Consider the following 13546-nt stretch of genomic DNA (forward strand, 5'->3'; position numbering starts at 1 on the left):
ATCCGCCGGGGGTCACCGCACCAGGCGGGAGGCGGAGCGCAGGCCGGGGGCGCGTTCGCGCAGCCGGGCGAGCAGGTCGCCGGCGGCCGCGTCGAGGGCGTCGAGCGGCATGGGCGCGAGCCGTTCGAACAGGAACAGCGCGCGGGTCGTCTCCTCGGTGATGCGGGTGCGGACGCACTGACGGTGGTTCCAGCGGCGGCAGGTGACCCCGAGGTCGTCACGCCACACGACCTCACCCGGCTCCGGGTGTTCGACCGCGGCCGCACCGCTCGCGACGGTGTCGAACGGCTCGGCGCCGGTCGCGCGGATCAGCCGGGGCGCGCCCGCGTAGGCGTCGAGGTCCTCACCGCCCACGGGGAGCCGGTGGGCGACGGAGACGGCGTTGTAGACGTCGACGAGGAGGTTGACCTCGGGCAGGCCCGCGGCGGCCCGGCGGACGAGGGCCTCGGCGCTGTTGCGGGTGCGGCCGGGCTTGGCGCCGAAGGCGGTGTACGCCTCGCGCCAGGCGGCGATGTGCGGTTCGGCGGTGGCGTCCAGGCCGGCCGCGCTCGCGGCGGCTTCCTTGAGCAGGCCGCGCGACCAGGCGTCGGTGGGGCCGGTGGGCAGGCCCTCCGCGGCGATCACCAGGACGGCGAAGTCGGGGCGCAGCTCGCGTACGGCGTCGTCCACTCGTACGCTCGCGGCCACCGCGTCGAGTTCCATGGACAGAGGCACCATGCCGTCACGCTCCCGCGCAGTCGTCGTTCAGTCGGTCACTTCGGTCGGTCACTCGGTCGGTCATTCAAGTGCGATGGACGGTAGCATCGAACGACCGACACAAGCGAGCGGCGGAAAGAGGCGGGCGGACGGGATGAGCGACGGCACGGCGAAGGCGGACCGGCAGGAGGTCGGGCCCGCGGCCATGGACGACCGGTCCGTCATGGAGGCCGTCGCCGCGCGGGCCCGGGCCCTGCGCAAGGAGCGCGGCTGGAGCCTCGACGCGCTGGCCGCCCGCGCCCGCGTCAGCAAGGGCATGCTCGTCGCCCTGGAGAACGGCCGCTCCAACCCCAACCTCGCCACCCTCGTCCGCCTCTGCGACGCCTTCGCCGTCCCCCTGACGGACCTGCTCCGGCAGCCCGCGGCGCCGCTGCTCCAGCCGTCGCCGCCGGAGCACCAGCCGGAGCTGTGGGCGGGCCCGGACGGCGGCGCGGGCCGGCTGGTGACGGGCGCCACGCAGCCGGCGGGCGCCGAGCTGTGGCACTGGCGGCTCGCCCCCGGCGAGGAGCACCACAGCGAGGCGCACGTCGCGGGGACGGTGGAGCTGATCCACGTGCTCCGGGGTGCCCTCACCGTCACGGTCGGCGGGCAGGAGGCGGAGGTTCCGGCCGGGCACGGCCTGCGGATGGCGGGGGACCACCCGCACTCCTACGCCAACCGCGGCCCGTCGCTCGCCGAGTACACCGGCGTGGTGCTCGTACCGCCGAACGCGGGCGCCGGGCGCTAGCCGCCGACCGCCCGCAGGTGCGGGCGGTTTTCCTCCACAGGCTGTGCATAACCTCGGTACGCAGGCCGAGTGGCCGGTAAATAAAAGGACCGGGCACCGGACATCGCTCCTGGTATGCGGCCGATTGTCGCCTTCGCACTCCCGTGCCGTGGCTGCGCCCGTGGCCGGTTGCCCGGTAGGCTTTCCGTGTGATCTTCAAGCGCATCGGAAACGGGCGGCCGTACCCCGACCACGGCCGGGAGAGCACCCGGCAGTGGGCGGACGTCGCCCCCCGCCCGGTGCGTCTCGACCAGTTGGTGACCACCAAGCGGCAGCTCGATCTGGAGACCCTGCTCGCGGAGGACTCGACGTTCTACGGCGACCTCTTCGCCCACGTCGTGAAGTGGCAGGGCGATCTCTATCTGGAGGACGGCCTGCACCGCGCGGTGCGCGCGGCCCTCCAGCAGCGCCAGGTGCTGCACGCCCGCGTGCTCGAACTGGACTGATCCGGGGGCCGTTTCCGGCCGTTGTTCGGCCTTTCGGGTTGGGCCGGGCGAACCCATTGATCATTTAGTAGGCAGCGGCCCCGGCCCGCACTACGCTGCGCCCATGAGCATGCTCACCCCTCCCGGCATGGGCGGAAAATATCGCATCACGGGCAATCGCTTCCCGCACATGCGCCGCCCCAGAAACCGCCGCAGGATCGTGCTCGCCGTGGCCTCCGCGACCGTCGCCCTCGGCCTGGCCGGGTGGGGAACGCTCCAGCTCGTCGACGTGTTCACCGGCGGCAGCGCCGACGACACGTCGCAGCAGGCCCACGGCAAGGGTGCGAAGGCCGAGAAGGCCGGAAAAGGCGACTGCAAGGCGGCGCCGAAAGCACTGCCCAAGCCCGACACCATCACCGTCAACGTCTACAACGCCACACCGCGCGGCGGCCTCGCCAAGATCACCGCGGACGAGCTCGCCAAGCGCGGCTTCAAGATCGGCAAGGTGGGGAACGCCCCGCCCCTGTACGACAAGAAGGTCGCCAACACCGGGCTGCTGCTCGGCCCCCCGGAAGCCGCCGAAGGGGCCCTGAAGGTGCTCGGCACCCAGCTCGCCGGGACGCAGGTCAAGAACGACGCGCGCACCGGGGGTGACGTCGATCTGATCCTCGGCGCGGAGTTCAAGGAGCTGGCCGCGAAGCAGGACGCCGACCGCGCCCTGACGGAGATCGGCGGACAGCCGCACCCGGAGAAGCCGGGGGACAAGCCCGCCCCGACGCCTTCGCGGCCGGCTCCGGCCGCGGAGTGCTGAACGGTCGCGGCGGGGTGGAACGACCTACGGGCCGGCCGGTGGCCGGCCCGTAGGCGTCAGTTCCCGGTGCGGGTCAGCCCGCGGTGCCGTACATGCGGTCGCCCGCGTCGCCGAGGCCCGGGACGATGTAGCCGTCCTCGTTGAGGCGCTCGTCCACGGAGGCCGTCACCACGGTGACCGGGGCGCCCGCGAGCTCGCGCTCCATGACCTCGACGCCCTCGGGCGCGGCCAGCAGCGTGATGGCGGTGACGTCGTCCGCGCCGCGCTCGATCAGCTCGTTGATCGCCGCGACGAGCGTGCCGCCGGTGGCGAGCATCGGGTCCAGGACGTAGACCTGGCGACCCGAGAGGTCCTCCGGCATCCGCGTCGCGTAGGTCTCCGCCTTGAGGGTCTCCTCGTTGCGGATCATGCCGAGGAAGCCGACCTCGGCCGTCGGCAGCAGCCGGACCATGCCGTCGAGCATGCCGAGCCCGGCGCGCAGGATCGGCACGACCAGGGGCCGCGGGTGGGACAGCTTGACGCCGGTGGTCGCCGTGACCGGGGACTCGATGTCCACCTGCTCCGTGCGCACGTCGCGCGTCGCCTCGTACGCGAGCAGGGTGACCAGCTCGTCGGCGAGACGCCGGAAGGTGGGGGAGTCCGTGCGCTTGTCGCGCAGCGTGGTGAGTTTGTGCGCCACCAGCGGGTGGTCGACGACGTGGATCCGCATGACAACGACATTAACCGAGCTTTCGGGCGCCAGCTCCCGCGCGGTCGCCGGGAGCGCCCTCGAAAGGGTGCCTTCGACAGTCTGTCGCCGCACTGGCATCAAACCACCACTTAGGGGGAAAGTGGGCACGTACGCCCGGCCTGCTACTCCGGGCGAGGACCTCGGCGCGAGGTGGTGCAGCCCATGGCTGACCGGGACATCCAGGAGAACACCCGCACGACCGACACGGTGCCCGCGGCGGAGCCGCCGGGCGCGCCCGGCGGCAGCCGGGAGGAGAGCGACATGGAGCGCCGGCGCAGACGCGCCCAGTTCCTCCGCGAACTGAACGAGGCCAAGGAGCTCCGCGACCGGGTGCAGCCCCGCCGGGCCCGGGCCGCCCGGATGCGGCAGCAGATGCGGATGCGCACCTTCCGCTGGTGACACGCCCGCCCGGAAGATGCCCGTCCGGGCCCCGGGTGAGCCACATCTCTCGGACTGCTGCACGACGCAGCGCGGAAGACCTCTCGCATCGGCGAGGTTTCTGCCACGATTCCGAGTGGGCGGGGTGGTCCCCGTCCGGCCCGGCACCGCCTATGACCAGTGGGAGAGTCACGGTGTACTTCGCCGCACTGCTCGCGCGCACCGAAGACGGGTGGCAAGCGAGCGACACAGACCTCGACAACGTGGAAACCCTGTCCGACTTCGCCGACCTGGCCCGGGACGCCTCCGTCGACGACGACACGGTCCTGGTGTTCATCGAGCAGGAGGACGCCTGGTTCGGCGTCGTCCGGGTGGACGGCGAGGAGGACCCCCGCGTCTATCTCTCCAACGCCGCGGCCGCCCGCCGCAGCTCGTACGGGGCGCTGCTCGCCGACGAGCTCCTCGGCCGCGAGGAGCCGGAGGGCGATCTGGACAGCCTGGTCGACCTCGACGGCACGGAGGACGGCGAGCCGGAGGAGGACGGGGCCGTCGCGGACACCGCGGACGCCTCGCCGCCGGCCCCGGCCGGGCCGCTGGGCGACGCCCAGATCCTGGCCGACCTCGGCATGAGCGAGCGGGAGCTGGCCGCCCTCAGCGAGGACGCCCTCGGCGAGATCGCGGACATGCTCGGCTGCACCGAGGTCCTGGAGGCCGTCCGCTGACCCGCACACTGGTGCGATGAGCGACGCCGCCCCCGACCGCAGCCCCGACCCCGTGCGCGACCCGTGGCGCGGCCCCATGCGGGCCGCCCTGGCCGAGGCCGCCTCGGCCCCCGGGACCGGAGACGTGCCGGTCGGTGCCGTGGTGCTCGGCCCGGACGGCTCCGTCATCGGCCGTGGCCGCAACGAACGCGAGGCCACGGGCGATCCGACGGGCCATGCCGAGGTCCTGGCGATCCGCGAGGCCGCGCGGGCCGTGGGCGAGTGGCGGCTGACCGGCTGCACCCTGGTGGTGACGCTGGAGCCGTGCACGATGTGCGCGGGCGCGATCGTGCTCTCCCGGGTGGACCGCGTCGTCTACGGGGCGGTCGACGAGAAGGCGGGCGCGGCCGGCTCCCTCTTCGACGTCCTCCGCGACCGCCGCCTCAACCACCGCCCCGAGGTCGTCCACGGCGTCCTGGCCGAGGAGTGCGCGGCGCTGCTCACGGACTTCTTCCGTACCCGCTGAGGTCCCGCCGAGGCCCCGCTCAGGCCCCCTGCGCCCTCCTCGCGGGAACCGATTTCAGGGCACGGCCAAACGTCCGCTAAGCTCTCTCTCGGTAGCGTGTCCGAGCGGCCTAAGGAGCACGCCTCGAAAGCGTGTGTGGGGGCAACTCCACCGTGGGTTCAAATCCCACCGCTACCGCCATGGAACCGCCCCCGGTCTGCGCGAGCAGGTCGGGGGCGGTTTTTTGCGCGCCCGGCGCGCCGGAAGCCCCTCCCGGCGCGGACGGCGATCCCCGCGATCCCGGCGAGGCACGGACGGCGATCCCGGCGGCGCGGTCAACCTCACCGCCCCAACGTCCCACATGCGGGCGGGAATTCTACCCCTATGGCACGTCTTTCCGCCTTGTCTCCTCGCTTTTGCTTCAGGCCGACAGCGCTTGTGGTGGAATTTCCTCGGATCGAGAAGCGGGTCGAACAGCGACCTTCTCCGGGTCAGCTCGCAGTTCCCTGAAGAGGACCTCATGAAGGTGCCCACACGCATCATGGCCGTGCACTGCGTGGTGACGTTTCCCGATGTGGTCGACATCGAGAACGCGCCCGGCATGAGGCACGCCCTGCGCGGCATCATCCAGGCCCACGGGCCCACCTGTCACGCCCTGATCGCCGATCTCTCCGCTTCCCGTTTCGCGACGGCGACCACGCTGTCGGTCCTCGTGGAGGCCAGGCTGCTCGCACAGGACTGCGGAATGGCGCTGTACGTGGTCGCCCCGGCCCCCTTGACCAGGAAGGTCTTCGCCCTCACGGGGCTTCGCGAGGTCATGCCGCTGTACCGCAGCCTCGACGACATCCCCTTGCCCGAGCCGCAGCCCCAGCCCGACTGAGCGTGCTCGGCGAAGTCCTGTGCGGTTCAGCCGGCCCCGAAGGGGCGCGGGGAACCGCGCGACCAGCCACGACGCACCCCGGTTGACGCGCCCGGCGTCCGGCGGAGCGCTCAGGCCGGCACGCTCCCGTCCCGCGGCCCGGCCTCCTCGGCCCGCGCGGCAGCGGCGGAGGCAGCGGAGGCTGCGGAAGCGGCGGAGGGCAAGGTGTCCACGAAGGTGAACCCGCCGTCGACCCCCGCGATCCGCATCACCTTCGACACCTGCGGCACGCCCCGCACCAGCCGGAGCCGCCCGCCCCGGCAGATCATCCGGTGCCGCGCCCTCAGCAGCAGCCGTAAGCCGCTCGCGTCCAGGAAGGTCACCCGCCGGAGGTCGATCACGATGTCGGCCCGGAATCTCTCCGTGAGGGCATCGACCCGCGGCCGGAGCCGCTGCTCCGCCAAGATGTCTATTTCTCCGTGCAGTTCAATGATGATCGCGCCGAACGCCACACGCTCCCGCATGGCGAAGGCGGGCTCGTCCACTCCCATAGGTCTCTCACCGACCTCCCACGCCCGCATATGCCGGTATGCCTTTCTGGTGCCCCGGCAGTACCCGAATCTCACCTTCGACGCAAAGCTGTGATCGCATCTCCGCCTGCGCGGACGGGGTGGGAGCGGGCCGCTGAGGCACTGAGGGGCACAGGCGCGTCGCGGAGCCATGTGGTGTGCGCGGGCGGTGCGGGAGGCGCGCGGGGCGCGTCGGGCGGGACGGACGTGACGGTCGGACCGGGCCGCGGCGTGGGATGCAGGTCGGGGGAAGCGGCGTCGGGGGGAGAGCCGCTTCCCCCGGCGAGGACACGGCCTCCAAGTACGGGCCGCAGTCGGGGGAACGCGCGGCCCGAACCCCGCAGTGAGGTCCATGTCCCTGGTCCGCCGCATTCCTGCCAGATACGGGGACCACGCCCCCATCCTCCGCCCCCCGGGAGGGCGGGGAGTCCGGCGAAGGGCCCGCCTTGAAGGGCCTTTGGTCCTTAAAGGTGGTGTGAGGTCCCGCCACCACCTGGCCCGAACCAGCGTTTCGGCCAAATGTGCGGATAGAATCTCGCGACCGCAGAGGCACAGGGGACTCAGGGGAGGCGTGCGCCGTGGCACAGGCGAAGAAGGTCGCGCTCTACGCCGTCATCATTTTTGTGGCGTACACGATCATCCACTCCCCCGCCCGGTCGGCCGATCTTGTGCAGATAGGCTTCGAGGGCATCTCGGACGCTGCCAAGAGCATCGGCGAGTTCATGACCCAGCTGATCAACTGAGGGACAGCCCGTGATCCGTCACCTGGTCCTGTTCAAGCTCAACGAGGGTGTCGAGCGCGACGACCCGCGCGTCGTCGCCGGCGTGCAGGCGTTCGAGAAGCTCGGCGAGCTCATCCCGGACCTCCGGTTCTGGGAGTGCGCCTGGAACATCTCGGACCGGCCCATCGCCCACGACTTCGCCATCAACTCCGCCGTCGAGGACCTCGACGCGCTCCAGCGCTACCTGGAGCACCCGGCGCATCAGGCGGGTGTTGCGCAGTGGCGCGAATTCGCCACCTGGGTGATCGCCGACTACCCGTTCTGAGCGGCCCCCGGCCCTTTCCCCGCCCGGCCCACCAGGCCCCTCACCCCTTGGGTGAGGGGCCTGTTCCGTGGTCAACACGGTGTTTTGCGGTGCTTGCACACAGTGCACATGTCTTGTGATGCTATGACCGCTTTTGCCGGATGAGTTGACTGTGAAGGGTGGCGTGACCGTGTCGGCCCGTACCGTCCCCGAAGCCCCCCACCAGCGCGAACAGCCCGTCACGCCCGGGCCCGGCGGCCCGGCCGCCGGGGGCGCCCCCGACACCCCTCCCGTCACACCTCCTGCCACATCTCCCATCACCCCTCCCGCCGCCGCTCCAGTGCCCCCCACGCACCAGGAGCCTCAGGAAGAGCGGGAGGAGCACCCCGAGCCCGGCGAGCCCGCCAGAAGCCGCGGCGCGGACGCCAGGGCGCTCACCCAGGTGCTCTTCAAGGAGTTCGTCACCCTGGAGCCGGGCACGGCCGAGCACACCCGCGTCCGGGCCGCCCTGATCGAGGCCAACCTCCCCCTCGTCCGCTACGCCGCCGCCCGCTTCCGCAGCCGCAACGAGCCCATGGAGGACGTCGTCCAGGTCGGCACGATCGGACTGATCAACGCCATCGACCGCTTCGACCCCGACCGCGGAGTGCAGTTCCCGACCTTCGCGATGCCCACGGTCGTCGGCGAGATCAAGCGCTACTTCCGGGACAACGTCCGCACCGTCCACGTGCCGCGCCGCCTGCACGAGCTGTGGGTGCAGGTCAACGGCGCGAGCGAGGACCTGACGGTGCTGCACGGGCGGACGCCCACCACCGCGGAGATCGCCGAGCGGCTGCGGATCCCCGAGGACGAGGTGCTGGCCTGCATCGAGGCCGGCCGTTCGTACCACGCCACCTCCCTGGAGGCGGCGCAGGAGGGTGACGGGCTGCCGGGCCTGCTGGACCGGCTCGGGTACGAGGACCCGGCCCTCGCCGGGGTCGAACACCGGGACCTCGTGCGCCATCTGCTCGTCCAACTGCCGGAGCGCGAGCAGCGCATTCTGCTGCTGCGCTACTACAGCAATCTGACGCAGTCACAGATCAGCGCGGAGCTGGGCGTCTCCCAGATGCACGTGTCCCGGCTGCTCTCCCGGAGCTTCGCCCGACTGCGTTCCGCAAATCGAATCGATGCCTAACCCTCACGGGTGACGGGCCCCTGCGGCGCCCCGATGTCAGTGGGCAGATATGTCGACTTGACGCTACAGCGTGTTGCCGACATGTGACATTCTGCTGGAACTGCGTTTGCCACAGCCCGGCCTCCGGTATTCAGGTGGAGGCTGAAGCCCTCGCACGAGGGTGTTGCTGTGACCCGTCCGCGACCTCAAGGGGGTGGCATGTCCGTAGACCTGGGCAGCGCGAAGGTGCTCGCCAATGACGCACCGCACGCCGTGCTCGACGACTGCGAAGCCATCGACACCCGCACCCTCTCCCGTTCACTGTTCCTGCGGCTCGCCACGCTCGAGCGGGACAGCGTGGAGCGTACGTACGTCCGTGACACCCTCATCGAGCTCAACCTCCCCCTCGTGCGGTACGCCGCGGCCCGCTTCCGCAGCCGCAACGAACCGATGGAGGACATCGTCCAGGTCGGCACGATCGGACTGATCAAGGCGATCGACCGTTTCGACTGCGAACGCGGGGTGGAATTCCCGACCTTCGCGATGCCCACCGTCGTCGGCGAGATCAAACGCTTCTTCCGGGATACCAGTTGGTCGGTGCGCGTGCCGCGCCGGCTCCAGGAGCTGCGGCTCGCCCTGACCAAGGCCAGTGACGAGCTCGCCCAGAAGCTCGACCGCTCGCCCACCGTGCCCGAACTGGCCCTGTGCCTGGGCGTCTCCGAGGACGACGTGGTGGACGGCCTGGCGGTGGGCAACGCCTACACGGCCAGCTCGCTGGACTCCCCCTCCCCCGAGGACGACGGCGGCGAAGGCTCGCTCGCGGACCGGCTGGGCTATGAGGACACCGCGCTGGAGGGCGTCGAGTACCGCGAGTCCCTCAAGCCCCTCCTGGCCAAGCTGCCCCCGAGGGAGCGGCAGATCATCATGCTCCGCTTCTTCGCCAATATGACGCAGTCCCAGATCGGCGAGGAAGTCGGCATCTCGCAGATGCACGTCTCCCGGCTCCTCACGCGGACGCTGTCCCAGCTCAGGGAAGGGCTGATCGCCGACTGACGCCGGCGGGCCGGCACGGCGCGCCCGTGCGCACGGCCCTGCTCGCACACCCGACCGTACGGACATCCGTACCCACATCCGCCGCGCCCATGTACTCCTGACGCTCCGTCAGCCACACTGGGCCGATGCGACGGAAGACCATCGTCTCCGCTTCCGCTTCAGCCGGGGTGCTCGCGCTCGCCCTGGGAGCGGTACTCACGGGATGCGGCGGCAGCGACCGCGAAGGCTACGTCGCCACGGGGGCCGCCGGACCCGGAACGCCCCGTTCGACGACCGTTCCCCCGCAGGGCGGCGTGGAGCTGTTCCCGCTGGCCGGCGGACAGGCTACTCCGACGCCGGAGCAGTCACCGGCAGCACCCTCGGCGGCCACGGCACCCCTCCCGGACCCCCCGACGACCTCGGACGGCCCCGCACCGGCCCCGCCCACAGCGCGGAGCCCGGTCGACACCGGCAGCGGCTCCCCATCCTCCGGGCCGCACACCCGCCCGGCTCCGGGCCCCGGACCGGACGGCTCCTCTCCGTCGAAGCCCCGGCCGAAGCCTCCGCCGAAACCTTCGAAACCGTCGAAGCCGCCCACCGGCACACCGCCCGCCCCACCGGCGAAGCTCACCCACGGCGAGCCGCGCAGGGAGCCGGACGAGCGCCGCTGGTGCGAGAAGGTCACCCTCACGTTCACCAATTCCGGCGGCCGTCCGGTCACCGACGGCACGGTCACCTTCGGCACCCACGTCATCGGCCCGCTCGGCACCGACTGGTCGACGATCACCTCCTCCCGGCCCCTCCCCGCGCCGATCGGCGCGGGAGAGACGAAGGAAGAGGCGTGGACGGTCTGCGTCGACGACTGGCGGGTGCCGCCGGGCATGCACGTCGAGACACGGGACGTCTCGGTGAAGTGGAAGTGAGGCCCCGCGGGCCTCACACCCGAGGGATCAGAGCGCGAGCCACGCCACGCCCGCGATGACCGCGAGCGCGACGATCACACCGACGATCAGTCCCACGCGCGGCCCGGAGGAGGTGGCGGCCGGCGTCGCCGGGGCGGCGGCGCGGCGCCCGGTGGTGCCCTCGTCGACGAAGGCGCGGAACATCTGGGTGCTGCCCGCGGGGTCGTAGCTGCCCTCGGGGTTCTGCTGCTGCGGGTTGGCCATAGGCCAGGACCCTAGCGAAGCGGGCCCGGCCCGTACGCGGCGGGCTCGCGCGTTTCCCCTGCCGGAACCCTAAAACCCTCCTACCTGGTGCTTTACAACCCACCGGCGAGGTCTTGAGGTTTCCTTTACCCCGAAAGGCACGATTTCGTTTGCCTGTAGCAACCAAACGCTGCTTCTATGGTTGCCCTAAGCAACCTAAAGGGAGAGGTGCCGGGTGGCCGCGCAGGAGCAGTACGAGGAGCTGGCACGACAGCTCAGCGTCGTCGCCGCGGTGCGGCGCGATCTCGGGCGGCTGCTTCCGCACGACTGCTCGCCGGCCTCCGCCGTCCTGCTGGCGCAGCTCCAGCAGTACGGCGAGATCCGGATGAGCAAGCTCGCCGAGCTGCTCGCCGTCGACATGTCGGTCACCAGCCGCCATGTGGCGTACGCGGCCGAGCGCGGCTGGCTGGACCGGCAGGCCGACCCCGCCGACAAGCGCTCGCGGCTGCTGCGCATCACCCCCGCCGGAGAAGCGCTGCTGCGGGAGGTGTCCGCGCGCTACACCCAGGCGCTGGCCACCTTCCTCAAGGACTGGCCGGACGACGACATCGGCCGCCTCATCGACTTGCTGGCGCGGCTGCGCGAGAGCTTCGGCGACTGCCGGGCCCGCCCGTCGCACCAGACGCACCACGAGGAAGCCCCTCAGGCAAGCGCCGCCGTGTGAGCGGTCGGCACCCCACGAACCAGCACTCGCACAAGGAGTAAGGAACTCAATTGGCTACGACCACACCCGCCGGTGTGGGGGCAGGCCACGCCAAGCACGGAGGCCAGGACGGCTCCGACGCCCCCATGACGCATCGGCAGATCATGGAGGCGCTGTCCGGGCTGCTGCTCGGCATGTTCGTCGCGATCCTGTCCTCGACGATCGTCTCCAACGCGCTGCCGCAGATCATCCATGACCTGCACGGCAGCCAGTCGTCCTACACCTGGGTCGTCACGGCCTCGCTCCTCGCGATGACCGCGTCCACCCCGCTCTGGGGCAAGCTTTCGGACCTCTTCAGCAAGAAGCTGCTGGTCCAGATAGCCCTGGTCATCTACGTCGCCGGTTCGGCCGCGGCCGGGCTCGCCCAGAACAGCGGCATGCTGATCGCCTGCCGCGCGGTCCAGGGCATCGGCGTCGGCGGTCTGTCGGCCCTGGCCCAGATCGTCATGGCGGCGATGATCTCCCCGCGTGAGCGCGGGCGTTACAGCGGCTACCTCGGTGCGACCTTCGCCGTCGCCACCGTCGGCGGCCCGCTGCTCGGCGGTGTCATCACCGACACCAGCTGGCTGGGCTGGCGCTGGTGCTTCTACGTCGGTGTGCCGTTCGCGGTCATCGCGCTGATCGTGCTGCAGAAGACGCTGAAGCTGCCCGTGGTGAAGCGGGACGTCAAGGTCGACTGGCTGGGCGCGTTCTTCATCAGCGCCGCCGTGACCCTGTTGCTGGTCTGGGTGACCCTGGCGGGCAAGAACTACGACTGGATCTCCTGGCAGACCTACGTCATGGTCGCCGGTTCGATCGTGCTCGGTGCGATCTTCGTCTTCGTGGAGTCCAAGGCGTCGGAGCCGATCATCCCGCTGCGGCTGTTCCGCAACAAGACGATCACCCTGGCGTCCGCCGCGAGCCTCTTCGTCGGTATCGCGATGTTCAGCGGCACCGTCTTCTTCTCGCAGTACTTCCAGCTCGCCCGGGGCGAGTCGCCGACGATGTCCGGTGTGATGACGATCCCGATGATCGGTGGTCTGTTCATCTCCTCGACCGTCTCCGGTCAGATCATCACCAAGACCGGTCGCTGGAAGGCGTGGCTGGTCACCGGCGGCATCCTGCTCACGGCGGGTCTGGGGCTGCTGGGCACCATGCGGTACGACACCCCGTACTGGCACCTGGCCCTGTACATGGCGCTCGTGGGCCTCGGCCTCGGCATGATGATGCAGAACCTGGTGCTCGCCACGCAGAACCAGGTGGCCCCGCAGGACCTCGGCTCCGCCAGCTCCGTCGTCACCTTCTTCCGCTCCCTCGGTGGTGCGGTCGGTGTCTCGGCGCTCGGCGCGGTGCTCGGCAACCGGGTCACGGACTACGTCAAGGACGGCATGGCCGAGCTCGGCCCGAAGGCCGCCGGGGCCGCGCAGGGCGGCGGTGGCGGGGGCATCCCCCAGCTGGACAAGCTGCCCGCCCCGATCCGCACGGTGATCGAGAGCGCCTACGGGCACGGCGTCGGCGACGTGTTCCTCTACACCGCCCCGACCGCGCTGCTGGCCTTCATCATCACGCTGTTCATCAAGGAGGTCACGCTGTCCGGCCGCTCCGGCGGGCAGGCGGCGGCCGCCGAGGCCGCTCCGGCGGGCACCGAAGGGGCCCGGCAGAAGGGCTGACACAGACCCCGGCGGCGGGGGCGCGGAACTGAGCGGAGACGCGCCCCCACCCGTCGGAGACCCGGGACCTGAACGGCATGAACGGTCCCGGAGAAGGGCCCCGGACAACGGTGGTGCGCGCACGGGCAGGGGACGGCCCGCGCACCACGGTCCGGGGCCCTCATGCGTGCCGCGGGGGCCTTGGGGCGTGTCTTACGGATCAGCCCGGATCAGGCCGCGGCGTCCGGTGCGGTAGCTCGCAAGGCGGAGCATCTCCCGCGTACTGGGCGTACTCGGGT

Annotated in this window: 18 protein-coding genes and 1 tRNA gene; 15 read left to right on the forward strand and 4 right to left on the reverse strand. The window is 71.1% G+C overall.

The genetic code is table 11. The features are described from left to right. Positions 1-12: 12 nt before the first annotated feature. A complete protein-coding gene (locus ABZ951_RS07685; RefSeq protein WP_344094845.1) occupies positions 13-717 on the reverse strand; it encodes a phenylalanine--tRNA ligase beta subunit-related protein in 705 nt (234 codons plus the stop codon). A gap of 133 nt (positions 718-850) precedes the next feature. Between ABZ951_RS07685 and ABZ951_RS07690 the strand changes: the two genes are divergently transcribed. The 3 genes from ABZ951_RS07690 (at position 851) to ABZ951_RS07700 (ending at position 2758) form a co-directional block, all read left to right on the forward strand. Further along, positions 851-1483: an XRE family transcriptional regulator gene (locus tag ABZ951_RS07690; protein ID WP_344094847.1), complete on the forward strand. Its 633-nt coding sequence runs from the start codon at positions 851-853 to the stop codon at positions 1481-1483. 188 nt (positions 1484-1671) lie between these two features. Further along, complete coding sequence (locus ABZ951_RS07695; protein ID WP_344094849.1) at positions 1672-1968, forward strand: type II toxin-antitoxin system VapB family antitoxin; 297 nt, start codon at positions 1672-1674, stop codon at positions 1966-1968. 103 nt (positions 1969-2071) lie between these two features. Then, positions 2072-2758 (forward strand): LytR C-terminal domain-containing protein, encoded by a 687-nt coding sequence (locus ABZ951_RS07700; protein ID WP_344094851.1) that lies wholly within the window; start codon positions 2072-2074, stop codon positions 2756-2758. Positions 2759-2831: 73 nt separating this feature from the next. Here ABZ951_RS07700 and upp read toward each other — a convergent pair whose 3' ends face one another. Next, positions 2832-3467 carry a uracil phosphoribosyltransferase gene (gene upp, locus ABZ951_RS07705; RefSeq protein WP_344094853.1) on the reverse strand — a complete coding sequence of 212 codons (636 nt, stop codon included), beginning with the start codon at positions 3465-3467 and terminating at the stop codon, positions 2832-2834. Positions 3468-3650: 183 nt separating this feature from the next. Between upp and ABZ951_RS07710 the strand changes: the two genes are divergently transcribed. From ABZ951_RS07710 to ABZ951_RS07730, 5 genes are all read left to right on the forward strand, one after another. Beyond that, complete coding sequence (locus ABZ951_RS07710) at positions 3651-3887, forward strand: hypothetical protein (RefSeq protein ID WP_344094855.1); 237 nt, start codon at positions 3651-3653, stop codon at positions 3885-3887. Between the two features lie 173 nt (positions 3888-4060). After that, positions 4061-4588: a hypothetical protein gene (locus tag ABZ951_RS07715; RefSeq protein WP_361279386.1), complete on the forward strand. Its 528-nt coding sequence runs from the start codon at positions 4061-4063 to the stop codon at positions 4586-4588. A gap of 16 nt (positions 4589-4604) precedes the next feature. Next, positions 4605-5093, forward strand: a complete 489-nt coding sequence (tadA, locus tag ABZ951_RS07720; RefSeq protein ID WP_344094859.1) for a tRNA adenosine(34) deaminase TadA — start codon at positions 4605-4607, stop codon at positions 5091-5093. A gap of 90 nt (positions 5094-5183) precedes the next feature. Next, positions 5184-5273 (forward strand) — tRNA-Ser (locus ABZ951_RS07725). A gap of 319 nt (positions 5274-5592) precedes the next feature. After that, positions 5593-5952 (forward strand): STAS domain-containing protein, encoded by a 360-nt coding sequence (locus tag ABZ951_RS07730; RefSeq protein WP_344094861.1) that lies wholly within the window; start codon positions 5593-5595, stop codon positions 5950-5952. Positions 5953-6062: 110 nt separating this feature from the next. On the opposite strand, the gene ABZ951_RS07735 is transcribed toward ABZ951_RS07730, so the two are convergent. Then, entirely contained in the window at positions 6063-6482 is a 420-nt protein-coding gene (locus ABZ951_RS07735) for an STAS domain-containing protein (RefSeq protein ID WP_344094863.1), read from the reverse strand. A gap of 596 nt (positions 6483-7078) precedes the next feature. On the opposite strand from ABZ951_RS07735, the gene ABZ951_RS07740 reads away from it, so the two are divergent. From ABZ951_RS07740 to ABZ951_RS07760, 5 genes are all read left to right on the forward strand, one after another. After that, positions 7079-7243, forward strand: a complete 165-nt coding sequence (locus tag ABZ951_RS07740) for a hypothetical protein (protein ID WP_344094865.1) — start codon at positions 7079-7081, stop codon at positions 7241-7243. A 10-nt stretch (positions 7244-7253) separates the two neighbouring features. Further along, positions 7254-7547, forward strand: coding sequence for a Dabb family protein (locus ABZ951_RS07745; RefSeq protein WP_344094867.1), 294 nt, complete (start codon positions 7254-7256; stop codon positions 7545-7547). Positions 7548-7866: 319 nt separating this feature from the next. Next, positions 7867-8700 carry an RNA polymerase sigma factor SigF gene (locus tag ABZ951_RS07750; protein WP_344094883.1) on the forward strand — a complete coding sequence of 278 codons (834 nt, stop codon included), beginning with the start codon at positions 7867-7869 and terminating at the stop codon, positions 8698-8700. A gap of 198 nt (positions 8701-8898) precedes the next feature. After that, positions 8899-9732, forward strand: a complete 834-nt coding sequence (locus tag ABZ951_RS07755; RefSeq protein WP_344094869.1) for an RNA polymerase sigma factor SigF — start codon at positions 8899-8901, stop codon at positions 9730-9732. 125 nt (positions 9733-9857) lie between these two features. Continuing rightward, entirely contained in the window at positions 9858-10634 is a 777-nt protein-coding gene (locus ABZ951_RS07760) for a hypothetical protein (protein WP_344094871.1), read from the forward strand. Between the two features lie 27 nt (positions 10635-10661). Here ABZ951_RS07760 and ABZ951_RS07765 read toward each other — a convergent pair whose 3' ends face one another. Further along, positions 10662-10877, reverse strand: coding sequence for a hypothetical protein (locus tag ABZ951_RS07765; protein ID WP_344094873.1), 216 nt, complete (start codon positions 10875-10877; stop codon positions 10662-10664). A 214-nt stretch (positions 10878-11091) separates the two neighbouring features. Here ABZ951_RS07765 and ABZ951_RS07770 point away from each other — a divergent pair, with 214 nt between their 5' ends. Both ABZ951_RS07770 and ABZ951_RS07775 read left to right on the forward strand, forming a co-directional pair. Beyond that, positions 11092-11580 carry a MarR family transcriptional regulator gene (locus ABZ951_RS07770; RefSeq protein WP_344094875.1) on the forward strand — a complete coding sequence of 163 codons (489 nt, stop codon included), beginning with the start codon at positions 11092-11094 and terminating at the stop codon, positions 11578-11580. 50 nt (positions 11581-11630) lie between these two features. After that, on the forward strand, positions 11631-13268 hold the full coding sequence (locus ABZ951_RS07775) for an MDR family MFS transporter (RefSeq protein WP_344094877.1): 1638 nt from the start codon (positions 11631-11633) through the stop codon (positions 13266-13268). Positions 13269-13546: the final 278 nt, after the last annotated feature.

The sequence above is a fragment of the Streptomyces sp. NPDC046215 genome (assembly GCF_040646215.1).
In the GTDB taxonomy this organism is placed as follows: domain Bacteria; phylum Actinomycetota; class Actinomycetes; order Streptomycetales; family Streptomycetaceae; genus Streptomyces; species Streptomyces stramineus.

Bases quoted from the DNA above. Each gene is read 5' to 3' on its own strand.
- tadA (WP_344094859.1), top strand. From the start codon at position 4,605: ATGAGCGACGCCGCCCCCGACCGCAGCCCCGACCCCGTGCGCGACCCG.
- ABZ951_RS07685 (WP_344094845.1), bottom strand. From the start codon at position 717: ATGGTGCCTCTGTCCATGGAACTCGACGCGGTGGCCGCGAGCGTACGA.
- ABZ951_RS07760 (WP_344094871.1), top strand. From the start codon at position 9,858: ATGCGACGGAAGACCATCGTCTCCGCTTCCGCTTCAGCCGGGGTGCTC.
- ABZ951_RS07755 (WP_344094869.1), top strand. From the start codon at position 8,899: ATGTCCGTAGACCTGGGCAGCGCGAAGGTGCTCGCCAATGACGCACCG.
- ABZ951_RS07690 (WP_344094847.1), top strand. From the start codon at position 851: ATGAGCGACGGCACGGCGAAGGCGGACCGGCAGGAGGTCGGGCCCGCG.
- ABZ951_RS07710 (WP_344094855.1), top strand. From the start codon at position 3,651: ATGGCTGACCGGGACATCCAGGAGAACACCCGCACGACCGACACGGTG.
- upp (WP_344094853.1), bottom strand. From the start codon at position 3,467: ATGCGGATCCACGTCGTCGACCACCCGCTGGTGGCGCACAAACTCACC.
- ABZ951_RS07700 (WP_344094851.1), top strand. From the start codon at position 2,072: ATGAGCATGCTCACCCCTCCCGGCATGGGCGGAAAATATCGCATCACG.
- ABZ951_RS07765 (WP_344094873.1), bottom strand. From the start codon at position 10,877: ATGGCCAACCCGCAGCAGCAGAACCCCGAGGGCAGCTACGACCCCGCG.
- ABZ951_RS07730 (WP_344094861.1), top strand. From the start codon at position 5,593: ATGAAGGTGCCCACACGCATCATGGCCGTGCACTGCGTGGTGACGTTT.
- ABZ951_RS07735 (WP_344094863.1), bottom strand. From the start codon at position 6,482: ATGGGAGTGGACGAGCCCGCCTTCGCCATGCGGGAGCGTGTGGCGTTC.